This is a genomic window from Nocardia salmonicida (genome assembly GCF_036142455.1).
GTDB lineage: Bacteria > Actinomycetota > Actinomycetes > Mycobacteriales > Mycobacteriaceae > Nocardia > Nocardia salmonicida.
The window spans coordinates 3,794,039-3,816,580 of the sequence record NZ_CP108014.1; the positions used below are offsets into that span (position 1 = coordinate 3,794,039).

At 65.0% G+C, this 22,542-nt stretch carries 18 protein-coding genes, 4 tRNA genes and 2 pseudogenes; 16 read left to right on the forward strand and 8 right to left on the reverse strand.

The window, feature by feature from the left end; genetic code table 11:
• The first annotated feature begins 732 nt into the window (after positions 1-732).
• The 4 genes and pseudogenes from OHS03_RS18000 to OHS03_RS18015 all read left to right on the forward strand — a co-directional run bounded on the left by OHS03_RS18000 (position 733) and on the right by OHS03_RS18015 (position 4,740).
• Complete coding sequence (locus tag OHS03_RS18000) at positions 733-1,200, forward strand: hypothetical protein (protein WP_328655658.1); 468 nt, start codon at positions 733-735, stop codon at positions 1,198-1,200.
• A gap of 548 nt (positions 1,201-1,748) precedes the next feature.
• Positions 1,749-2,810, forward strand: a pseudogene (locus OHS03_RS18005) (acyl-CoA dehydrogenase family protein); the annotation flags it as partial.
• 120 nt (positions 2,811-2,930) lie between these two features.
• Positions 2,931-4,085: an acyl-CoA dehydrogenase family protein gene (locus tag OHS03_RS18010; protein ID WP_328664276.1), complete on the forward strand. Its 1,155-nt coding sequence runs from the start codon at positions 2,931-2,933 to the stop codon at positions 4,083-4,085.
• A 238-nt stretch (positions 4,086-4,323) separates the two neighbouring features.
• Complete coding sequence (locus tag OHS03_RS18015; RefSeq protein WP_328655660.1) at positions 4,324-4,740, forward strand: hypothetical protein; 417 nt, start codon at positions 4,324-4,326, stop codon at positions 4,738-4,740.
• Positions 4,741-4,944: 204 nt separating this feature from the next.
• Here OHS03_RS18015 and OHS03_RS18020 read toward each other — a convergent pair whose 3' ends face one another.
• Positions 4,945-5,799 carry a helix-turn-helix transcriptional regulator gene (locus tag OHS03_RS18020; RefSeq protein WP_328655662.1) on the reverse strand — a complete coding sequence of 285 codons (855 nt, stop codon included), beginning with the start codon at positions 5,797-5,799 and terminating at the stop codon, positions 4,945-4,947.
• A gap of 408 nt (positions 5,800-6,207) precedes the next feature.
• On the opposite strand from OHS03_RS18020, the gene OHS03_RS18025 reads away from it, so the two are divergent.
• The 4 genes from OHS03_RS18025 (at position 6,208) to OHS03_RS18040 (ending at position 9,821) form a co-directional block, all read left to right on the forward strand.
• Complete coding sequence (locus tag OHS03_RS18025) at positions 6,208-7,389, forward strand: acyl-CoA dehydrogenase family protein (protein ID WP_328655664.1); 1,182 nt, start codon at positions 6,208-6,210, stop codon at positions 7,387-7,389.
• Positions 7,390-7,412: 23 nt separating this feature from the next.
• Entirely contained in the window at positions 7,413-8,495 is a 1,083-nt protein-coding gene (locus OHS03_RS18030; RefSeq protein WP_328655666.1) for an acyl-CoA dehydrogenase family protein, read from the forward strand.
• A gap of 5 nt (positions 8,496-8,500) precedes the next feature.
• Positions 8,501-8,752 (forward strand): hypothetical protein, encoded by a 252-nt coding sequence (locus OHS03_RS18035; protein ID WP_328655668.1) that lies wholly within the window; start codon positions 8,501-8,503, stop codon positions 8,750-8,752.
• A gap of 124 nt (positions 8,753-8,876) precedes the next feature.
• Positions 8,877-9,821, forward strand: coding sequence for a hypothetical protein (locus OHS03_RS18040; protein WP_328655669.1), 945 nt, complete (start codon positions 8,877-8,879; stop codon positions 9,819-9,821).
• A gap of 69 nt (positions 9,822-9,890) precedes the next feature.
• Here OHS03_RS18040 and OHS03_RS18045 read toward each other — a convergent pair whose 3' ends face one another.
• The 5 genes from OHS03_RS18045 to efeU all read right to left on the reverse strand — a co-directional run bounded on the left by OHS03_RS18045 (position 9,891) and on the right by efeU (position 15,368).
• Complete coding sequence (locus OHS03_RS18045; RefSeq protein WP_328655671.1) at positions 9,891-10,037, reverse strand: hypothetical protein; 147 nt, start codon at positions 10,035-10,037, stop codon at positions 9,891-9,893.
• Between the two features lie 1,133 nt (positions 10,038-11,170).
• Positions 11,171-11,914 carry an ABC transporter permease gene (locus OHS03_RS18050; RefSeq protein ID WP_328655673.1) on the reverse strand — a complete coding sequence of 248 codons (744 nt, stop codon included), beginning with the start codon at positions 11,912-11,914 and terminating at the stop codon, positions 11,171-11,173.
• 139 nt (positions 11,915-12,053) lie between these two features.
• A complete protein-coding gene (efeB, locus tag OHS03_RS18055) occupies positions 12,054-13,337 on the reverse strand; it encodes an iron uptake transporter deferrochelatase/peroxidase subunit (protein WP_328655675.1) in 1,284 nt (427 codons plus the stop codon).
• A complete protein-coding gene (efeO, locus tag OHS03_RS18060) occupies positions 13,318-14,469 on the reverse strand; it encodes an iron uptake system protein EfeO (RefSeq protein ID WP_407942394.1) in 1,152 nt (383 codons plus the stop codon). The genes efeB and efeO overlap by 20 nt, the downstream gene beginning before the upstream one ends.
• Positions 14,466-15,368 carry an iron uptake transporter permease EfeU gene (gene efeU / locus OHS03_RS18065; RefSeq protein ID WP_328664277.1) on the reverse strand — a complete coding sequence of 301 codons (903 nt, stop codon included), beginning with the start codon at positions 15,366-15,368 and terminating at the stop codon, positions 14,466-14,468. Before efeU ends, efeO begins: the two co-directional genes overlap by 4 nt.
• 127 nt (positions 15,369-15,495) lie before the next feature.
• Here efeU and OHS03_RS18070 point away from each other — a divergent pair.
• Positions 15,496-15,690 (forward strand): annotated as a pseudogene (locus tag OHS03_RS18070) (hypothetical protein); the annotation flags it as partial.
• Positions 15,691-16,513: 823 nt separating this feature from the next.
• On the opposite strand, the gene OHS03_RS18075 reads toward OHS03_RS18070, so the two are convergent.
• Positions 16,514-16,588 (reverse strand) — tRNA-Val (locus OHS03_RS18075).
• Between the two features lie 421 nt (positions 16,589-17,009).
• Here OHS03_RS18075 and OHS03_RS18080 point away from each other — a divergent pair.
• From OHS03_RS18080 to OHS03_RS18090, 3 genes are all read left to right on the forward strand, one after another.
• A tRNA-Gly gene (locus OHS03_RS18080) sits at positions 17,010-17,081 on the forward strand.
• Between the two features lie 40 nt (positions 17,082-17,121).
• Positions 17,122-17,192, forward strand: a tRNA-Cys gene (locus OHS03_RS18085).
• Between the two features lies 1 nt (position 17,193).
• Positions 17,194-17,268: transfer RNA gene (locus tag OHS03_RS18090), tRNA-Val, on the forward strand.
• Between the two features lie 52 nt (positions 17,269-17,320).
• Here OHS03_RS18090 and OHS03_RS18095 read toward each other — a convergent pair.
• Positions 17,321-18,052, reverse strand: a complete 732-nt coding sequence (locus tag OHS03_RS18095) for a GntR family transcriptional regulator (RefSeq protein WP_328655679.1) — start codon at positions 18,050-18,052, stop codon at positions 17,321-17,323.
• A 108-nt stretch (positions 18,053-18,160) separates the two neighbouring features.
• On the opposite strand from OHS03_RS18095, the gene OHS03_RS18100 reads away from it, so the two are divergent.
• The 4 genes from OHS03_RS18100 to OHS03_RS18115 are packed head-to-tail and all read left to right on the forward strand — an operon-like array spanning position 18,161 to position 22,513.
• A complete protein-coding gene (locus tag OHS03_RS18100) occupies positions 18,161-19,132 on the forward strand; it encodes a phosphate/phosphite/phosphonate ABC transporter substrate-binding protein (protein ID WP_328655680.1) in 972 nt (323 codons plus the stop codon).
• Positions 19,133-19,137: 5 nt separating this feature from the next.
• A complete protein-coding gene (phnC, locus tag OHS03_RS18105; RefSeq protein ID WP_328655682.1) occupies positions 19,138-19,950 on the forward strand; it encodes a phosphonate ABC transporter ATP-binding protein in 813 nt (270 codons plus the stop codon).
• Positions 19,947-21,515, forward strand: coding sequence for a phosphonate ABC transporter, permease protein PhnE (gene phnE, locus OHS03_RS18110; protein ID WP_328655684.1), 1,569 nt, complete (start codon positions 19,947-19,949; stop codon positions 21,513-21,515). Before phnC ends, phnE begins: the two co-directional genes overlap by 4 nt.
• Positions 21,491-22,513 (forward strand): zinc-binding dehydrogenase, encoded by a 1,023-nt coding sequence (locus OHS03_RS18115; RefSeq protein WP_328655686.1) that lies wholly within the window; start codon positions 21,491-21,493, stop codon positions 22,511-22,513. Before phnE ends, OHS03_RS18115 begins: the two co-directional genes overlap by 25 nt.
• Positions 22,514-22,542: the final 29 nt, after the last annotated feature.

Consider the following 22,542-nt stretch of genomic DNA (forward strand, 5'->3'; position numbering starts at 1 on the left):
TGGGCACTCCGCCAAACCCATAGCGGACCCTAATGGCTCCAGCTCGTACCCGACCCGCCACCCGGATCACGAGTGCAGCAGTCGTGGCGCCGCCAGTGCCGACCTCGGGCCCCTTGTAGCGCAAATCATTGCACTGCTTAACCTGTCGTTGCTCGCGTATACGCGTGGCTCGTGGAATGCCTTGGGAGCTGGAGAATGTTGGCGGTACCCTCGATCGACGGCAGCCCAATAGCTTTGCGGTCCAAGCTCGGGCCGAGCGCGCTGACCACAGCGTCGACCCCGGGGACCGCGGTATCGATCGCGGCGGCGTCCGACATGTGCCCCGTCACGACCCGCACCCGATCATCCCAACGGCCGGGAATCTTGGCCGGATCGAGGCGTAGACGGTGACGGTGTGCCCGGCCGCGAGCAGACGGTCGTGCGACCGCGCTGCCGGGAAGTCACACAGCGGACAAAGGCCGCCCACTCGACGGCGAGCCGCCTCACAACAGGTGTCTCCGTGTCGGACACGACAGGTTTACAGGCGGACATCGGAACGCCATCAGCGCGTCACCACAACATCGAAAATCAAGGCGCACAATAGTTTCCGCACTCGACACCGAATGGACGTCCACACCCCATCACTCGGCGTCGCGTATCCGATCCGAGGCCGTCGCCCAGTGCGTGCATCGGCCACGGGATGCCGCGCGCCTTCCTCGCCGAGCGCACTCAACCCACAGCTCGGAGGTCCCTGTGTTCGAATCATGTTGTTCCCCTCATGAATCCGCCCATCTGCTCCGGGCGCGGTACGGGCTACCCGTAGAACTGTTCGCCGATCGGCTGTACCTGACCACCGGACACAACGTGGAAGCGATCGTCGTACCCAGCGGTCTGAGCGAACAGATCCGCGCCCGCCTCGCCCATCTCCCACAGGCCACACCCGCCATCGTCGACCCCCGCAACCGCTACTGCACCTTCCTGACTGCACCGACGATTCCGTATCACACTGTGCCCCAATCAATTCAGCGCAAATTGGGGTTTCAGGGCGTCACTGTTCCGCAGCCTGGAACCCGTGTCATGCTGCCCCGATCCGACGATCAGTTCGGCTGGCATTGGGCCTGCGAACCCACACCAGGACGACTGCGCCTGCCCCACCGCTCGCTCGTACTGGCCGCCATCCACCTGTCGATATACGAAGGCGCGGACGTTGTCCCGGCCTGAGCACGCGCCAGACGCATAGCGACTGCCTGATCGGCACGAACTGCTGGCGACGATCGGCCGCCGCCGCAGCGAGCAACCCGACGATCACCCGATGCTCCGCTCAGCACGCACGCTGGCAGAACTCCACCACGATCGCCGCGGACAACCCGCCAGAGCCGCCGATACCGATTGCCGTAGAAGCGAACTGACCGGTCAGACTACGCGCACCGATTGCCACCAATGGCGCTCAGGGTGTCGTCGACCGCATGGCCGCCCGCCACAAGGGTCATGAACCCGCCACCGAGATCGTGACGGGTGCCACCAGATGCCATCGTGATAGTGCTGGCGTTCCGCACCATCGACAGCGCGGGGTAACCATGGGGTCTTCCCGGAGTGCTCTGCGGCTTCGCAGCGCACCTCATTCGAACGCCATCGCGGTGGCACCGAATATAGGTGACCTGCCGCGAATCGTCGTCCGATGACATCGGGTGGTCACATCGAGCGACAGATTGCGAACGTCGACGACATGTTGCTGCCAGGACGGCCCGCCGACTGTCCTTCTCGCGTAAATGCTGAGACCAGGTTCAGTTGAAGTGTCGAAGGAGGAGTCAAGCGTGGATTTCAGTCCTGATGAGGTTCAGCGAGAAGTTATCGAGCTGGCCGCGGATGTACTACGGAAGCAATGCGATCCCGGCCAGGACGATCTGGATCCGTCACTCGGATACGACTCACGGGCTTGGGCCGCCCTGGCCAAGGTCGGACTGCTGGCGATCGCGCTACCGGAAGAACTCGGCGGTGACGGCCTCGGGGTTGGCGAGATTTCAGCCGTGCTGTACGAAATCGCCTCTCGTGGCGCGCGAGTCCCCGCCCTCGCCGCACTCGCGCTGGGCATACTGCCGATCACCGGTCATGGCACCGTCGAACAGCAGGCAGAACTGCTGCCGTCCCTCGCTGCAGGCGACAGCCTGGTGACCGGTGCTCCCAGCGAACTCGGAGAACCGCTCACGCTCACACCACGAACGACGGCCGTCCGCACCGAACACTCCTGGAAACTACACGGCCACAAAGTCGCGGTACCTTTCGCAGCACAGTCAGGCCGGGTGTTGGTGCCCGCCAACACGTCCGAAGGGTTGGCGGTGTTCCTGGTCGACCCAGCCGCCGACGGGGTGGAGTTGGTCCTCACCCATACCGCAACCGGGCTGCCGGAGTACACAATGCGCCTTTCCGGCGTACGAGTCGATGATTCGGCGGTGCTGGGCAATGATTTCAGCGGCGCGGCCGTGGCAGCTCTCCGCACCTACGCGCTGGCCGGGGCGGTCACGATCGGCGACGGAGCACTGGCCGGAGCACTCCGTTTGACCACCGAACACGTCAGTCATCGACAGCAATTCGGTAAGCCGTTGGCGACCTTTCAAGCGGTTTCACAGCAGATCGCGGACGTCTATATCGCTTCCCGGACCACACATTTGGCCGCTCTGTCGGGGAATTGGCAGTTGTCCGCCGGCTTGGATTCGGAACAGCATCTCGCCCTCGCGGGTTACTGGCTAACAGCAGAAGCGCTGACGGCCGTACGAATCTGCCACCACCTGCACGGTGGTATCGGCGCCGACATCACCTATCCACTCCACCTGCACTACTCCACACTCAAAGATGCGGTGCGATTTCTCGGCGGATTCGAGCATTCCCTCCACCACCTCGGTATCGATCCGCCCCCGAGTCGGATCCTCGCGGAGTCCTCAACGAGCGAAGAAATGTTCGTCGCGCTCAACGCTTCTCAGCAAGCGTTGCAGGAAGAGTTGCGAACCTACTTTGCCCAACTGATGACCGCTGACGAACGGGCAACGACCACCATCGATCGGCACGGCACCGTCTACCGTGAGATCGTCCGCCGGATGGGTCACGACGGCTGGCTCGGCGTCGGCTGGCCGAAGGAATTCGGCGGGCATGGTTTCGGACCGATCGAACAGCACATCTTCGTCAACGAGGCCGCACGCGCCGACGTGCAATTGCCCTCGGTCACGTTGCAGACAGTCGGACCGACCCTGCAAACCTTCGGGACAGACGAGCAGAAGTCGTTCTTCCTACCCAAGATCCTGTGCGGGGAACTCCATTTCGCCATCGGCTACTCCGAACCAGACAACGGCACCGATCTCGCATCCCTGCGCACCATCGCGGTCCGCGACGGCGACTACTTCATCGTGAATGGCCAGAAGACCTTCACCACTGGCGGGCACTCCGCCGACTACATCTGGCTCGCTGTGCGCACCGATCCAGATGCACCCAAGCACAAGGGCATTTCGATCCTCATCGTCGACACCCGCGATCCGGGATTCAGTTGGACGCCGATCATCACCTGCGACGGTGCACACCATGTCGATGCCACCTACTACTCAGATGTCCGCGTTCCGGCGAATATGCTGGTCGGAGTGGAGAATCAAGGTTGGCGACTGATCACCGCCCAACTCAACCACGAACGCGTGATGCTCGGCCCCTCCGGTCGGATCGGCGGACTGTACGACCACGTGTACACCTGGGCCGCCGCACACGACCTGCTCGATGCCACGGACGTGCGATCCGCATTGATCGAGACTCGTGCGACCGAGGGCATCAACGAACTGCTCAACTGGCAGGTCGCGGCCGCCGAGTCCAGCGCCCCGGTCGACGTCGCCGACGCTTCGGCCACAAAGGTATTCGGATCGGAGCGAATTCAGCGGCTGTACGAACGACTGGAAGAGGTCGTGGGCCGCCACGGCGACCTCGCCGAGCCCGTCACCGCGGAACTGGCAGCCTGGCTCAATATTCAGGCGAAGCGCAATCTGGTTTTGACCTTCGGCGGTGGTGTGAACGAGATCCAGCGCGAATTGATCGCTGTGAACGGACTCGGCCTGCCGCGGGTGCCGCGATGAGCGGGGTCACCCCACACTCCGGAGAGCGTCGTTGCTGCTACTTGTTTCCCGGACAAGGTGCGTATCTGGAGGAGGTCTTCCTGGAGCTGGCGAACAGTTGGCCACAGGTGCGGCAGACCTTCGAAGAGATAGATCTGGCCCTGGCGGTGTTCAGGGCTCCGCAGGGAGTCCCCTTGCTGTTCAATGGATCTCCGCCGCGGTTGAACCACCGTTCGCAGTCGGCGAAGGTGCCGAAATCGTGTATGCCCGATCGCAGTCGCTGCGGATGGCGGCCGACACGGGTGAGATGTTCGCCGCACGCTGCGAAGCGCACCGGGCGAGAGCTCTGGTCGACCTCATGGAGTGCGACGGCCTCGCGGTCGCGAATGGTTCACACCAGACTGTCCTGTCAGGTCCGCTGGAAACACTGTCCCGAGTGGAGACGATTGTCCGCGAGGCCAGTCTATCCGGTATCCGAATCCCCTCTCCATGCCCGTTCCACAGACCCCTGCTCGCATCCGTCGCCGAAGACTTCCGTCAGCGACTGGAGACCAACACCAACCTTTCTCAACGCCCGCTGCGGCGCGCGGTGTACTCACCGATTCTCGGACGGCTCTATAACGACGATGACGAGGTGGCCGAGCTTCTAGCCGGCGACCTCGTACTCCCGGCGTGATTCGGCGCCGCATTGCGACACCTGCACGGCACCGGAGTGGAGGTGTTCGTCGAATATGTTTCCCGGAGCGCACTTTCGGGTATCGTCGGCAAGGTATTGCCAGGAGCGACCACACTACCCACAGCGATCCGTGGTCGCCCTCCGGTTGAATCCATTCAATCCGTCATAAATCGGATCTCAACAACGGCTTCACACCAAGGGAACTCATACTTCGCCGCTAGCCCGCACGGCTAGAAGTGGATCGGGCGACAGTCCGCGGTGGGGCGATATCAGGCCCAGTTCGGTTGCACGGGCTCCAATTTGGAATCTCGTTGTGACACCGAGCCTGGTCATGATGTCGGCGACGTATCGCCGATAGGTACGCAGGGATACGCCTAATCTGCGGGCCGCGGCTTCATCCTTGAGGCCGAGGTCGAGTGCTCGCAGCACCGTCAAGGTCGTTTCGTCGAATTCCCTGCGGCAGAGGCTCAAATAAGTCGAGAACGCAGGCGCCGAGTCCCAGGTGCTCGTGGCGAGTTGGTGAATGACTCGAAGCAGGCCAGGGTCGGCGATCATGAACCCGTACGGTCGCTGTCCACCCGCGCCGCCCCAGATTGCCCCGGCCCGTCTATCGACGATGACCATATTGTGAAAGTCAGCGTTGGTCACCTTGATCTGCGCTTGTAGCGCGACCTGCGGCCCGAGCAACTTGTCGTCACGTCGTGTTTCGGCGAAGTGGGGCGAGTACAGCAGCCTGAACTGTTTGCCCTTCGCCAGGTGGTCCGAGATCAGCTGGGTACCAGTCAGATACCGCGGTTGCATGCGTAGCGGGCTGGACACCGCGAGCACCGCTTCCTTGCGCACCCGCTGCAGCATCTGCGAAAGATTGTGCTCCCAATCGCCATCTGGGCGAAACCGAACGATATCGCCTGTTCGACCGCGATCTCCGCCGCGATGCTCGGCTATCGCACGGTCGAGCAGTCTGCGCGACTCGGCTAGGAGCCCGCCTACATCGTTGACGCTCTCCGCTGCCTGTTCACGCGCCGCCCATACCGGCTCGAGTATGTCGTGTTCGATCATCGCCCACCCCTGGGATCAGTCTTGCCCGAGTACAGATTGCCGGATCCTTCGGTCCCATGCTAGTGCGGAGCCGGATTCTGTGAATCGAGTGGCTTACGGCCACGCCGCCGTTCCGGGCGCACCAACTGGCGATCGGGATTCACAGTCAACGCGTCGAAGGTTAGAAGCATCGTGGCGTAATTATATACGCGCACAAGATAATTCAATTGCCACCCGAGATGCGGCAGGATCCGCGCCGCTCACTTCCAGTTGCCGTTGGCATGTCGATGCCAAATCCGTGACACCTTCCTGCGCACGCGAACCCTTCACCTCGAGTGAAACGCGTTCTAGTTTCACTGTAGTGGCATCTCCGCTGCGCTCGATGGTGGCGGACCGCGGGGCACGTCGACGGAGGAGATCGAGAGACCTATGCACATCAGTTTCACCAATGATCAGGAACGCTTGCGCAAGCAGCTGCGTGCGTATTTCGCCGAGCTCATGACTCCCGAGGTGCGAGAAGCCCTGGCCGGGCCTGGCGGCGAGTACGGCGACGCGAGCGTGTTCAAGGAGGTCGTCCGGAGGCTGGGCCACGACGGGTGGCTGGTCCTGGGCTGGCCGGAGGAGTTCGGCGGCCAGAACCGGCCGATGATCGATCAGCTGATCTTCACTGACGAGGCTGCCTTCGCAGGCGCTCCGGTACCGTTCCTGACGGTGAACACGGTCGGCCCGACGATCATGCGTTTCGGTACCGATGAGCAGAAGGCGTTCTTCCTGCCGAAAATCGCCAAGGGCGAGTTGCACTTCTCCATCGGCTATTCCGAGCCTGAAGCCGGGACCGATCTGGCATCGCTGCGGACGCGGGCGGTGGGCGACGGTGACGATTACGTCATCAATGGTGAGAAGGCCTGGACCAGCCTGATCGAATACGCCGACTACATCTGGCTGGCCGCACGTACCGACCCGGAGGCGAGCAGGCATCGCGGGGTGTCCATCCTGATCGTGCCGACCGCGGCGGAGGGGTTCTCGTGGAGCAAGATCCACACCATGGCGGGGCCCGGCACGAGCGCGACCTTCTACGACAACGTGCGGGTTCCCGCGGCCAACGTCTTCGGCGAATTGAACGGCGGCTGGCCGTTGATCACCAATCAGCTCAATCAAGAACGGGTGGCGCTGACTTCGGCCGCGCCACTTGAGGAGTCATTGCGACAGGTCTGGGAATGGGCGGAGCACACCACGCGCGCGGACGGTACGCGGGTGATCGACGCCGAGTGGGTGCAGATCCATCTCGCGCGGGTACACGCCCACGTCGAGTACCTCAAGCTGCGTAACTGGCGTATCGCCTGGGCGGCCGATTCCGGCGATCTCAAGCCCGCTGATGCCTCGGCCACCAAGGTGTTCGGCACCGAATTGGCGACCGAGGCATACCGATTACTCATGGAGGTGCTTGGCTCCGCAGCGGTCGTACGGAGAAACTCCCCGCAGGCGTTACTCCAGGGCCGAATCGAACGTTTCCATCGTTCGTCGCTGATTCTGACCTTCGGCGGCGGTACGAACGAGGTCCAACGCGACATCATCGCCAAGACCGCACTGGATCTGCCCGTAACCCGCTGATCTATCCGAGGAACTCGATACCCATGGACTTCACCTTCTCCGAAGCGCAGCAAGATCTTTCGGGTCTGGCCCGCGACCTGTTCACCGATTGGACCGATAAGAACGCCCCCGACGACACCGGCTTCGACTCGGCGCTGTGGCAGGCGACGGCCCAGACCGGCCTGCTCGATGCGGCACTGCCCGAACCCGTCGGAGGCGGTTTCGGTCTGCTCGAACAGTGCAGCCTGCTCATCGAGATCGGCCGAACGGTTGCCCCGGTCCCCTATCTGACCAGCATCGCGGTCGCGGCCAGCACCATCGCTCGCTTCGGCGACGAGGCCCAGGTGCGACGCTGGGTCGAACCGGTCGCCAGCGGCGCCGCCACCCTCGCACCGGCACTGGCAACCGAGGACGACGCGTTCACGGCCGAGCGGACCGCGAATGGCTGGCAGGTCAACGGATCCCAAAGCGCGGTTCCCGCCGGCGCTTTCGCGGACGCGTTCCTGGTCGAGGCGATCACCGCGGACGGCTCGATACTGCTGATCATCGACCGCGCGACCGAGGGCGTCCACGTCAATACCCAACATGTCGTCGATGGCACGGACGCCGCGCTGCTCGAACTGGACGGCATCGAGATCGACAACGCGGGCGTGCTGGGCACCCCGGGCGACCGCAGTGCGGCCTGGGCGCACCGCCGCGCCACCGTGGCCGCTTGCGCATACCAGCTCGGCGTGGTCGAACGCTCGCTCGCGCTGACGAGCGAATATGCCAGGGCACGAAAGCAATTCGACAAGCCCATCGGATCGTTCCAGGCCGTGCGTCAGCGCCTGGCCGACGCGTATGTCGACGTCGAAGCGGTTCGCCTGACGCTGTGGCAGGCCGCGTGGCGTGAATCCGAGGATCTCCCCGCGGACGCGGAAATCGCCACCGCCAAGTTCTGGGCCTCGGAAGCCGGTCATCGCGTCGCCCACACCACGATCCATATCCACGCCAGTATCGGGATCTTTCTGGAGTACCCGGTACATCGGTACTTCGTGGCCGCCAAGCGCACCGAGTTCGCCCGCGGCGGAGCCACCTCGCAGCTGCGCAAACTCGCCGGTGCGCTGTCCAGCGCGACGAAACCCTGAACAGTATGGGAATCGTCAGCGCCTACGCCGCCGGTTCGCGGGGCGCGGATCATATCAACGCCGATGTGACGCTGACCCTCTCCTGCCTGCCGATTGGGTACGAGCTCGGGCTGCGCGCCGATGACGCGCTCGCCGCCGACGGCGTCTCCATCGGCACCGCGACCATCTACGACCGCACCGGCCCGCTCGGCACCTGCGTGGTGACCTCGCCGTTCAACGCGGACAAGCTGATCGACTACACCGTGCCGCGGCGGTGATCGGCCCCGATCGTTCTCCGCGCTCCAGTTAACACCGGGCGCGCGCCGGGATATCTTCGGGCAGAACCCGCCGTGCGCCGAACCCGGGAATCCGCCGGACGGGGTCGAATCACTGGAGGCAGTCGTGCCCACTCCACTCGTCCGCAAAACCGCTGTGACGGCCGCACTGGCCCTCGCCCTGCTCTCCCTCACCGCCTGCAACGACAAGGTCGGCACCGCGACACCGGCCAGCACGCCGGCCACCTCCGCGGGCACGCCGGCCGGCGCCCCCGCCGCGGGCCGCGCGGAACAGTCCACCGTGCGCACCGTCGGCAAGACCGGCTGGTACGACGATTTCGCCATCACCGTGGACAAGGCCACCGTGGTGCCGAACGAGTACGGCGGCGCCGAGGTGACCATCGACATCACCTACGCCAATACCGGCCTCGCCGACCGGATGCTGGGGCTGACCCCGACGCTGCTGGTCAACGGCGAGCTCGAGGGCGGCGCGACCTTCGACAGCCCGACCGTCGCCGCGGGCGGCAAGGGCAGGGGCAAGGCCGAGGTCCCGGTGCGCTCGCTCGACGACGCCGAGCACCTGATCGACACCATGACGATCGTCTACGGCACGGCCACCGACAACCAGACCATCATCTCGCTGAAGAAGGACGCGAAGGTCCAAAGCGTGCAGCCGCGCAGCTTCCCGACCTCCGCGAAGCTCACCCAGGGCGAGACGACGGTGACCGTCACCGGCGCGACCCTGCACCCGAGCTACAGCACCGGCGAGCGCGGAAAATCCGATGTGGCGCTGCACATCACGCTCACCGGCGGCTCCGGCATCCCGGCCGGCGGCGCCAACATCTACTACCAGTACTTCAGCGTGCGCACCCCGGACGGCCGCACCGTGCCCGCCGACTTCAAGGGCCCGATCAACGAGTTGCTCGGCGCGCGCCAGACCATCGACAAGCCGGACAACTCCGTGGTCTTCGTGGTCGACTCCCCCGGCACCGGCGCCTACACGCTGGTCTACAACGCGCTCGGCGCCGAGGGCGAAGCCTCCGCGCCGACCGCGGCCTTCACCCTGAACTGAACCGGGGAAAGGCGAACGGCGGTACCGCACCTCGTCGTGCGGTACCGCCGTTCTCGTTCCTGACCACCGTCACTCGGCGGCGGAACCGGTGCCGATCAGGTTGCCGAGACCGGTGAGCAGGTTCGACGAACCGGCGCTCCACCCGTCCAGCCAGGTGTTGGTGTAGCCATCGGCGGTCAGCTTCGGCAGCGGCTGCACGCTGGACGAAGAAATCACCACCTCCTCCGTAGGCCCGCCTTGGCATGAGCGGGGCCGAACCCCTCTGGCCTGGCGAGGGTGGTCAGAACCCATGTCCACGACAGTGCGGACATGACTGTCATCGAAGTTGATCCGGATGGGTGACCCGATCCCTGTGATGGGGCGCTGGCATCACCACAGCGAAACGATCGTCCGCGACTCGGGCATCCCCTACACGATTCTGCGACCTGGCGGCTTGATGACCAACGCCCTCGAGTGGGCACCGATGATCCGCGCCGGCGGCGCCGTCGACGACCCCACCGGTCCCGGCCGCTACACATCGGTCGACCTGGCCGACATTGCCGCAGTGGCTGCGCGCTCACCGAGGACGGCCACGAGGGAAAGGAGTACTACCTCACCGGCGAGAGCAGATGTTCACCATCGCGGAACAGGTAGCGGTCATCGGGGCCACGCTCGGCTGCGACATCGAGATCCACGAGGCCGCGACACCCGAACAGGCCGTCGCATCTCGGTACCCCAACGGTGCCCCTCCGGCTCTCGCCGACGCCATCCTCGAAGGATTCACGCTGATGCGCCAGGACACCACCGGGTTCCGCACCGCAACCGTCGAACAGCTTCTGCACCGCCGCCCGCGCACCTTCGCGGACCGGTGCACACGCAATATCGAGGCGTTCCGCCCCCCCGGGTGTCACACGGAACCCCTGATATCGGTTCACCCGTCCGGCGGCAGAGTCGTATCCTCGCCGTCGGCATGCGCGGATATCGGCGGGACTGCTGCCGGCGGGGAACCAAGGCTGAGACATGGGCAGCAAGCCGCGCCGGGTTCGACGGATCCGGCACGGAGCAGCGCATGCGACATGTCGCCCACGAACCCGCAATAGGTGTCGTCGCCGAATGTTTCGCTGTAGCCGCAGAGCGGCCAGAGCTGGACACCACACACCCAGACAGATGGAGTTCATCATCAGCATGAGCACACTCTTGGCGCCCATCATTCCGCCGTAGAGAACGCCGGACCCGGAGTCATCAACCTGACCAGCGCGGCGCAGGTATCTCCCGAATTCGCATTCGTACCTCATATCCCACGGGATTCCGGCACAGCATCGAGAAGCGCTGTTTCCCCGAACAACCCGCGGCGTTTCGAGTCGATGAATTCAGCGGTCCGGCGATCGGGAGACCACAGTGCGAGCAACCAGTTCCAGCGTCACCGCGACCGCGCACGTCTGCGACAGCATCAACCCGATCAGCACCAGGATCTGCACCGCGCCGGCCTGTGCGGCCGAGCCACTGGTGAGGAGCACGCCGATGAAAGCACCTGGCAGAGTGACCAATCCGACCGTGCGGGCCTGGTCGACGCCTGGGATCAACGCGTCGGTAGCGGCGCCGGTCAGCACCATCATGCGGGCCTGGTGGCCGGTGAAGCCCAGGCTCAGCGCGGCTTCGACCTCGCCCCAGCGTTGGTTGACCGCGTCGAGTCCGCGCCGGGCCGCCAACGAGGTCGCGGTCATGGTGCCGCCGAGCAGGATTCCGCCGATCGACACCAGCGTCAGCCCGTGGATCGGAACGACACCGCTGGCCAACGTCACCGGCATCACCGCGACGATTCCGGCGGCGATGGCCAATCCGAGCCAGATCCCGGATCGCCCGGCCTCGGCTCGGCGCACCGAGGTGAACACCGCGGCCCCGAACATGACCAGCAGGACGAGCGCCGCCGACCAGAGATGACGCACGGCTGCGGCGAGGATCAGGGCGATCGCGCCGAGTTGCAGGACCGCCCGGATCGAGGCTCTGGGCACCACCGATGGCGATCCCAGTCCCGCGAGCCGATAGACCGCCGCCGACGCGATCACCATTACCACACACAGCACGATCAGGGCGATGCTCAGCGTCACCGCCATCGTCGGCTCCTGGTCGCGACGGCTGAACTGCGATACATGGAGCCACATTCTATGTATCTGTCACCTGCTGATGCTGCCGACGCGAGATTTGTCGCAGGCCGTCCACTCGGGCCGGGGCGAACCCAGGACGAGCGTCCGCTCAGCTGTCGAACAGGGCTGACCCCCAATAGGATTGGGAATCCACACCGGGCGGCACCGCGAAAACACCGGACCCGACATGCTTGATGTACTCGTTGAGCGCGTCGTTGCGTGCGAGATTGTTCTGCATCGGCACGAACTGGGTGATCGGGTTGCGGCAGTAGGCGATGAAGAACAATCCGGCGTCGAGGTGGCCGAAGCCGTCCGAACCGTCGGTGAAGTTGTATCCCCGTCGCATGATCTGGATACCGCCGAGCTCCTCGGCCGAGGCCAAGCGGACGTGGGCATCGGTGTCGACCAGCGGCCCCGACGGCCCAGCGGACTGCAAATCCAGCTCATCGAACTCGTCGCGGCCACCCATCGGTGCGCCGGTACCTTTGGTGCGACCGATCACCCGTTCCTGTTCATGCAATGTGGTGCGATCCCACGGCTCGATCAACATGCGAATCCGGCGCGTGACCAGATACGACCCGCCGGCCATCCACGCCTGATCGTCGCCGCGGTCGACCCAGACGAACTTATCGACCAGGTCGCGATCCTCGGCCTTGATATTGCGAGTTCCGTCCTTGAAACCCAACAGGTTTCGCGGTGTCACCTGACTGGTCGACGTCGATGAGGTCCGGCCGAACCCGAGTTGGGACCAGCGGACAGAAACCACGCCGAACCCGGCGCGGGCGAGGTTGCGAATGGCGTGCACAGCGACCTGCGGGTCGTCCGCGCAGGCTTGGACGGCGATGTCACCGCCGCTGCGGGCGAGTTCCAGCGCGTCGCCGGTGAACTTGGGCAGATCGACCAGCGCGGCGGGTTTGCGTGCTGCCAGCCCGAACCGGTCGGTGCCGTCGGCATGGGTGAACAGCGACGGACCGAATCCGATCGTCAACGTCAGCCGCGACGCGTGCAGATCGAGTGCTTCACCGGTATCGGTGGGCGGCGCGTACAGCTGCCCGCCGACAGCACCGTCGGGTGTCGCCTCGTGGCCCGCGGTCATCCGCTCGGCCATCGACGTCCATGTCTGCAGCAGTTCGATCAGCTCGGCCCGCGAGGTGGTCTGCACGTCGAATGTCGCGAAGTGCAGCCGATCCTGCGCGGGAGTGACGATGCCCGCCTGGTGCTCCCCGTGAAACGGCACCGTGGGCGAGATCGTCCCCGCGCCTGCCGGACTCGACAGGCGACCGGCCAGCACTCCGGCACCCGCCGCGGCCACGCCGATACCGGCCGAGCCGATCAGGCCGCGGCGCGAGATCGCGCCGCGGCCTGACCGCTTGTCAGGATCCGGCGACGACACCCTGCACCTGACTCACGACCGCGGACAACGCGTCGATACGGCGGGCGAGCTCGACTCGCTGCTCCTCGGTCACCGTGTCGTAGCTGACCTGGCCGTCACCGCGCCGGTACTTGGCCAGTTCGGCGTCGAGTTCGGTGAAACGACGGTCGATCTGCTTGCCCAGCTCGGCGTTGCGCTCGTCGAGGATCGGTCGCAGGCTCGCGAGGGCAGCCTGGGAGCCGTCGACGTTGGCCTGGAAGTCCCACAGGTCGGTGTGTGAGAAGAGGTCTTCTTCGCCGGTGATCTTGGTGCGCGCGATCTCGTCGAGCAGCGTTTGCGCGCCGCCGGCTACCTGCAGCGGGTCGACAGTGAAGTCGGCGGCGTTGATTCCCGCGACCAGTTCGTCCAGGTCGGCGAGCAGCTGATCGGCGATCTGGTTGGTGTCGGGCTGCAGGCCCTGTGCCCACAGGTCCTTCTCCAGACGGTGGAACCCCGTCCACTTGTCACCGCCGGCGAGATCCGCTTCGCGCAGGTCCAGGCGAGGATCGAGGTCGTCAGGGAAGCTCTCGGCGACCGGTTCGATCCGCTCGTAGTAGGTGCGGGTGCGCGGGTACTGCGCCTTCGCCTCGTCGATCTTGCCGGCCTTGATCGATGCCACGAAGCCCTTCGCGGTGTCCTGCAACGCCGCGGCTTGGCTGGTCAGGTAGCGCTTGTACCCGGCGGCGGCATCGGCGAGTTTGCCTGTCTGGTCGCGGGTCTGCGCCGCACCGGTCACTGTGAAGTTCTGGCGAATGCCGTCGCCGATCATGCCCGGCTTGCATGCGGCCTGGTAGGTACCGGGATCGGACACCGGCACGATCAGCTTCCTGGTCAGCCCCGGCCCGATGTTCTCGACCTCGCCGATCACCCGGTCACCGACGCCATAGACGTAGAACTCGGTCACCTTGGTGCCGTTGTTGGTCACCTGGAAGGTCACGGTGCCGGTTTCGGTGGAGTCACGCGAGAGCGCGCACGTCGAGTCGTCGGCGGTGACCTCGATATCACCGGCATTACTGTCGGACTTGCTGGTGCACGAAGCGAGCAATACCGAGGCCGTCGCGACGACAGCGATCGAGACAAGTGGGTAACGCACGGGGACTTGGCCTTTCGTCATTGCGGGGTAACCGCGGAATCAGTCGGCTCGGGACGACGCCCGCCCGAAGATGTGCGCGGCGCGATCGGCCGCAAGAACAACGTCAGCACCACGACCACATAGGTAGACCAGGCCAGCGCCTGCAGAACGGTCGGTTCGGGACGGAAGTTGAAAATGCCCTGGGCCAGGGTGCCGTACCAACTCGACATGGAGAACCACGACGAGATGTCGAACGCACGCGATGCCAGCCCGGGCAACCAATCCGCGGTCTGCAAGGCCCGGATTCCGTAGGCGAGGATCCCCGCGGCGACCACGATCAGCAGAACCCCGGTGTATTTGAAGAACAGCGCGAAGTTGATCCGCACCGCACCGAAATACATCGCGACCGTCAACACCACCGCGATCGCGAGCCCGAGCAGCAGGCCGATCAGCGGCCACGGACTGCCCGCGGTGTTCTCCGCGTATCCGACCATCAACAGCGCCGTCTCCACCCCTTCACGCCCCACCGCGAAGAACGCCAGCGCGAGCACCGCAGACGGGCCGATGGTCAGCGCCTTCGACATACCCTCCCGAAGTTCACCGGAAATGGACCGCGACGCCGTCCGCATCCACAGCACCATCCAGGTCACGATCACCACCGCGACCAGCGACGCGAGACCCGAGATCAGCTCGGCGGCAACACCCGTCACGGTCGAAGTGCCGAAGCGGACCCCGACGAATATTGCCGCGACCATCACGATCGCGGCGCCCACACCCCCGGCGACCCATTTCAACGACTCACGTCGCTGCGACTTCACCAGAAAGGCCACCAAGATCATGATCACGATCCCGGTCTCGAGGCCCTCCCGCACACCGATCAATCCACTACCGACCAATTGCGCCGCAACCGACGGCGCACTGGATGCAACTACTCGCTCGATCACATCCGCTCCCGGTCGATCCTATGTCCACCCCCACCAATTTGATAAGGCAAGCCTAGTCTTACACACCGCAGGTCGGGGTGGTCACCGGATCCCGAGTCCGATATTGAGTGCATGGATCCCCACGGTGGTGGCGATCTTCAATACCTCGAGGATCTCGCGAGTCGTAACTCCGAAGTCGAGCATCACCTACCACGTGATCGAGGCGATCATCGCGTTGACCGAGGGCGCACGGGTGTCCTCGATCGCGCTGATCGGGTTCGGCCTGGATTCGGTGATCGAGGTTTCGTCGGCAGCAGCGGTGGCCTGGCAGTTCGCTGGCACCATCGAATGCTCGGCCACGACACGTCTCGATCGCATCATCGTCAGCTTTCGAATCGCCACCCGATGTCGGCCAAGTCCGCTTACGCGGGAGCACTTGGGGGTCGGATCGGACTCATCCCCGCTCGCGCGGGGAGCACACTAATTTACCTGCACGTTTGCACGCCAACCACCCTATTTACATTCACTTTCGATCAAGCTGCCACCACCAGACACCAACAGTCCCACCACCTTCCTATGTACCCACGCGTGAAGAGCCAGCCGTCATGCCCGCCCGCGAAGCGGGTAGTACCGGCATAGGTCCTCACCGTCACGGCCTATGGACATACCGCAGAACCCATCGCGGATGCGCGATCGAAAACCATGATCCGACCGAACGCCCCTCACTCGCAATGAGTTCGGGATGTTCGCGCAGCGGTTCATACGCGCTCCGAATCTCAGCGTCGCGCTCCGACCCGATGTCTGCGGAGGTGAATCGTTGCAGTGTTCATGTGCGGACTCCGAACCCGAGCCGCTACGTATCCATCAAGTTCGCCCAAGTTCGCCGCCGAACACGCTGACGTCAGTACCGACACCATCCGAAGGATGATCGCTGATCGACGCAGCGATGTGGCCGATCAACTGACCTCACCCCAACATCGACGCACCGCCCGACAGCGGCAGTCGATCACGATTGTGACGGGTTCCACGCATCGACGGGGCATTCGAACCGCTTCAGTACCCACATCAGGCAGCGTCCGAGCGCCCCGCCGCTGATCGCTATTGCACGTATATTGCACGAAAAGTGCAGGCCATCGCCAATATGGCTTTGACCTGCACTTTTATGGTGGTCCCAGCTGGTTTCGAACCAGCGACCTTCCGCGTGTGAGGCGGACGCTCTCCCGCTGAGCTATGGGACCGAACACTGTGTCGGGCGGGTTTTGAGCCGCTCGAACGAGATGGAACATTAGCACGGAGGGCTGGGATGACACCAAATCGCCTTGTGAAGCGGGGTTTCGGTGAGGCAGAGCCGTGGGAGTCGGTGCTTCGCGCTCGCGCGCGTGCATGCGCGAGCGGGCGGGCGATCTATTGTCCGTGCCGGCATCCTTCGCTCGGTATCATCAATAGATGCGAATATCTATGTTTCACGATGTGACTGGTGCAGGGCCGATGGGGTGGAGATCGGCTCGGGTGGGCGTGGATGACATGCGTGTAATTCACATTTAGGCCGGTTTACCAGGCGATTTGTAGTCTTCGGCGAACGTCGGCTAATGTTCTCATCGCACCGCAGAGAGCAGCAAAGCCGCCAGGCCGAGCCGCTCCCCTAAGTGTGAAGTAAATGCGGATGTGGCGCAGTGGTAGCGCATCACCTTGCCAAGGTGAGGGTCGCGAGTTCGAATCTCGTCATCCGCTCGAGAGGTAGGTAAGGCACTAGCCCCATCCTCCTTTGTACGGTGGAGTGGCCGAGTGGTGAGGCAACGGCCTGCAAAGCCGTGCACACGGGTTCGATTCCCGTCTCCACCTCGCGCGATTAGCTCAGCGGGAGAGCGCTTCCCTGACACGGAAGAGGTCACTGGTTCAATCCCAGTATCGCGCACCACCGTACCGAGTCAGGCCCCCTTTCGAGGGGGCCTGACTTGTTTGCGTTGTGGCTAGATCGGCGGATGCTGGTCGGCGTGCATGATCGCCGTGAAGGTCATCCGGTCGCCGCGATACAGGGATCGACGTTGTTCGATGGGGATGTTGTTCTGGTCATAGGAGACGCGGTTCAGCAGGAACATCGGGGTCCGGGTGTCGACAGTCAGCAAGGCCGACTCGCGGGCGTCGGGGAGCGCGGTCTCGATCGTGTCGACGGTGCGCTCGAAGCTGATTCCGCGGCTGCGGATTTCGGCGTACAGCGAGTCCCGGTAGTCGAAGCTCTCGGACAGGCCGGGGTATCGGCCGGCGGGAAGCCTGGTCGTCTCGAGGCCCACTCGCACGCCATCGGTGGTCAGCACGCGCTCGAGCTGGATGATCGGCGCGCCGATCTCGACATCCAGGATGGCGGCCAACGATTCGTCGGCGATCAGGTCGGTCCAACCGACCAGGATGCGCCCGGCACTCATCCCCTGCGACTTGACGGCCTCGGTGTACGAACCCATCGCGAGCGGCTGCAGGATCTTGGGCCGCGCGACAATCGTGGTGCGACCACGGCGTTCGACCCGGCCTGCCAGTAATAGCTCTCGTAGCGCCTGACGCACGGTTTCGCGCGCGACGTCGTACTTTTCGGCGATCTCGCGCTCGGCGGGAAAAGGGTCACCCACCTGCATGTTGTCGAGCATCCGGTCCAGCTTCGCCCGGACGACTTGATGTTTGAGCACTCGAGGTTCAGCGGGTGCGGTCATTGCTCGAGCGTATCAAATCGTGGTCTAGACCAAGACGTCGATTTCTGTTTACCTGCTGCTTCCCCGACATCCACGTCTTGGTATAGACCAAGGATCACCGTCACTGCCATGAAGATTCGCATGCGCCGTCCCGCCTTGATCGCCGCGACGGTTACCGCCACGCTCTCACTCTCCCTTTCCGGGTGTTCGGGCTCCGATTCCGACGCGGTGAACGCGCAAGGATTCCCGGAGACCCTGACCCTCGCGGCGATCCCCGCAGAGAACTCCACCGATCTCAAGGCCAGCTATGAGCCGCTGATCAAGGTGCTGGAGAAGGAGACCGGCTCGAAGGTCGAATTCGTTCAGGCCTCCGACTACGCGGGTGTGGTGGAAGGCATGATCGCGGGCAATGTCGACCTCGCGTTCTTCGGACCGTTCGCCTATGTCGTGGCCGGCGTCAACGGCGCCGACATCACCCCGGTTGGCGCGGTCATCAAGAAGGAGGGCGCCGCGCCCGGCTATCAGTCCTACGGGCTGGCGCGCTCGGACGCGAGCTCGATCACGGGGCTGAAGGATTTCGCGGGCAAGAAGGTGTGCTTCGTCGACCCCAGCTCGACCTCTGGCTTCCTGTATCCGACGGCAGGGCTGATCGAGGCCGGGGTCATCAAATCCGGTACGGAGGCTGACATCTCGGCCGGGATGTCGCCGATCTACGCGGGCGGACACGACTCCTCGGCGTTGGCCGTCGCCCACGGTGACTGCGACGCCGGGTTCGCCTTCGACACCATGGTCGACAAGACCATGATCGACAAGGGCGACCTGAAGGCAGGCGAACTCAAGACGGTGTGGAAGTCGGAGATGATCGCCGGCTCGGTCTTCGCCGCCAACAACGCCTTGGGCACTGCGGCTGTCGACAAGCTGAAGGCGCTGTTCATCGAGAAGGTGAACGTGGCGAGCCTGCAGGCCGCGGGGTATTGCTCCGGCGACGCGTGCCGCATCACCGACGAGCGGGCCTGGGGTTTTGTCCCCGTCACCGATGCCGATTTCGCCGGCGTCCGCAAGGTCTGCACGGTCACCGGCTCCGAGAAGTGCAAGGGCTGAGACTCGTGACCACTGCCGAACCCGGGCGGGTCGTCGCAGGCGACGATCTCGTCATCAGCGCGGGCCATGTGACCAAGCGATTCGGGAGCACCCTGGCTCTCGACGACGTCTCGCTCGACGTGCACCGCAGCGAATTGCTCGTCCTGCTCGGCCTGTCCGGGTCCGGCAAATCCACCCTGCTGCGCTGCCTCAACGGCCTGCAGCCGGTGAGTTCGGGCACCGTGGAGGTCGGGGGCACGCGCGTGGACCAGGCGTCCGGATCAGAGCTTCGAGCGTTGCGCCGCAATGTCGGCTTCGTGTTCCAGGACTTCAATCTCGTCGGCCGACTGAGCTGTCTGGAGAACGTACTCATCGGCGGTCTGGCCCAATTGCGGCTGCCGCGCTACGGCGCACTGACGTATCCGGCGACGATGCGCGCTCGCGCACGCACCCATCTGGACCGAGTCGGGCTGGCCGACCTCGCCGAGCGGCGCGCCGACACGCTCTCGGGCGGGCAGCAACAGCGCGTCGCCATCGCTCGCACGCTGATGCAGCAACCCGCGCTGGTGCTCGCCGACGAACCGGTCGCCTCGCTGGACCCCGAAAACGCCGCCGTCGTGATGGATCTGCTGTTCCGGGTGTGCATCGAGGAGAAACTGACGGTGGTGTGCACGCTGCACCAGGTCGACCTCGCGCTCGGCTGGGCGCACCGCATCGTCGGCCTGCGCAGCGGACAGAAGGTGCTCGACCGGCCCGCGGTCGGGATGACCCGCGACGACGCGATGAGCATCTATCAGCGCGTAGACCCGGCGGTCATGTCCCGACCGGAACCGTCATGACCACCACGCTCGACAAGCCGCCGACCCGCCCACGGCTCGGTCTACTGCACCTGGTCGCCCTTGCCTTTCTCGCCGCGACACTCGTCTGCGCCTGGTTCATCGACTTCGCGCCCGCCGCCCTGCTCGACGGCGCCGACAACGTGGTGGCGCTGCTGGACAGGATGCTCCCGCCACGGCTGGATAATCCCGGGCGGATCGCCGACCTGGCGGTGCAGACCCTGCTGATGGCCGTCCTCGGCACGGTGCTCGCCGCGATCGCGTCGGTGCCGCTGGCCTTTCTGGCCGCGCGCAACACCAGCCCGCACCCGGCCGTCTACGCGGTGGCCCGCGCGGTCATCACGTTCTGCCGGGCCATGCCCGACCTGCTGTTCGCCGTGTTGTTCGTGCGCGCCCTCGGTATCGGCGTGCTGCCCGGCATTCTCGCACTCGCGCTGCACTCGATCGGCATGCTGGGCAAGCTGTTCGCCGACGCGATCGAGGGGTCCGATCTCGGGCCACGCGAAGCCGTGCGGAGCACCGGTGTCGGGTATTTCCGGGAGATGCTCAATGCCGTTGTTCCGCAGGTGGTTCCGTCGTGGATCGGCACCTTCGTCTATCGGATCGACATCAATCTGCGGATGTCGGTGGTGCTGGGGTTCGTCGGTGCCGGTGGGATCGGATTCGCCCTGCAGGATGCGCTGCGTGGGCTGATCTATCCGCGCGCGCTCGGCATCGTCGGGGTCATTCTGGTCGTCATCACCGCGATGGAACTGCTGTCGATCGCGATCCGGCGCATGCTGCTCGACCCGGCGCACATCGGTCCGCGCCGCGAGCGGGCGGTCCGCTTCGGCTTCAGCGGGCTACTGATCGGCACCACCGTGGCCGCGTTCGTGGTCCTCGATCTGAACCCGGTGTCGCTGTTCACCTGGATCGGTCCCTCGATGGAGATCTTCGGACGGATGATTCCGCCCGATTTCGGCGCGCTGGGGGCCGACCTGTTCGACGCCGCCGCCCAGACGGTGGCGATCGGCGTCGTCGCCACCGCGATCGGCGTGGTGTTCTCGCTGCCCGTCGGTGTTCTCGCCGCGCGCACTGTGACCCCGAATGCCGCGGTGTACTGGGTCGCGCGCGCCTGGATCCTGCTGGTACGCGCGGTGCCCGAACTCATCCTGGCCGTGGTGTTCGTCGCCGCGCTCGGGTTGGGGCCGGTGGCCGGAACCTGTGCGCTGGCCATCGGCTCGATCGGATTCCTCGCCAAGCTGGTCGCCGACGCGATCGAGGAAATCGAGCCGGGGCCCATGGAGGCGGTGCGTTCGATCGGGGGTGGCTGGTGGAAGGTTCTGTTCGCCGCGGTACTGCCGCAGTCGATGCCCGCGATCGTCGGGTCCGGCCTGTACCTGCTCGATGTCAATGTGCGCACCTCGACGATCCTCGGCATCGTCGGGGCAGGCGGTATCGGATTCCTGCTGTTCGAATCCATCCGCACGCTGAACTTCGACGTCGCGGGCGCCATCGTGATCGTCATCTTCGTGATCGTCTACGCCATCGAAAGGTTGTCCGGATGGATCCGGTCTCGTCTCGTCTGACCACAGCCGCGATCTGGGTCGGCGGCGCGGACATCGACCTGCGCTTGGTCGAGATCCCCGAGCTCACCGACGGTGAGATGCTCGTGCGAGTCCAGCTGGCGACCGTGTGCGGCAGTGACCTGCACACTGTCACCGGCCGCCGGGCGGGCGCGTGCCCGTCGATCCTCGGCCATGAAGCCGTGGGTGAGGTGGTCGCGGTCGGCGCGGGCGCGCCCGTGGCAGTCGGGCAGCGCGTGATCTGGTCGGTCACCGTCGCGTGCGGGGACTGCGCGCGCTGCCGGGCGGGGCGCACCGCCAAATGCAGCTCGGTCCGCAAGGTCGGCCATGAGCCCTTCCACGGCGACTGGGCGCTGTCGGGCGGGTTCGCCGGGCACATCGTGCTGCCACGCGGCACGACGACAGCCGTTGTTCCACGGGATCTTCCGGATGCGGTAGCCGCGCCCGCCGCGTGCGCCACCGCGACCGTCATGGCCACCCTCGAGGCTGCGGGTGAGCTGGGAGACCGCCGTGTCCTCGTCGCCGGGGCGGGCATGCTCGGGCTCACCGCCGTGGCCGCGTGCGCGGAGGCCGGTGCCGAGGTCCAGGCGGTCGACATCGATCCGCAACGGCTGGCCATGACCCCTCGGTTCGGCGCCATGGCGGCAGACACCGACCCTGTGCAGATCGCCATCGACTACACCGGGTCACCGAAGGCCATCGACATGGCACTGGCTCGCCTCGACATCGGCGGCGTACTCGTGCTGGCGGGCTCGGTCGCGCCGACGCCGCCGCTGGCGGTGGACCCGGAAATTCTGGTCCGACGCTGGCTCACCATCACCGGCGTGCACAACTACGAGCCGCGACACCTCCATCGAGCCGTCGCCTTCCTACACCGCACCGTGCACAGGTTCCCGTGGCACGAGCTCGTCGCCGAGCCTGTCCCCCTCTCCCAGCTCGGCGGCGCGCTGGACCGGCCGCCTACCGGCATCCTGCGTACCGCCGTAGCCCCTCAGATGTAACCCAGATCACTCTCGGCACGGTTTCAGAG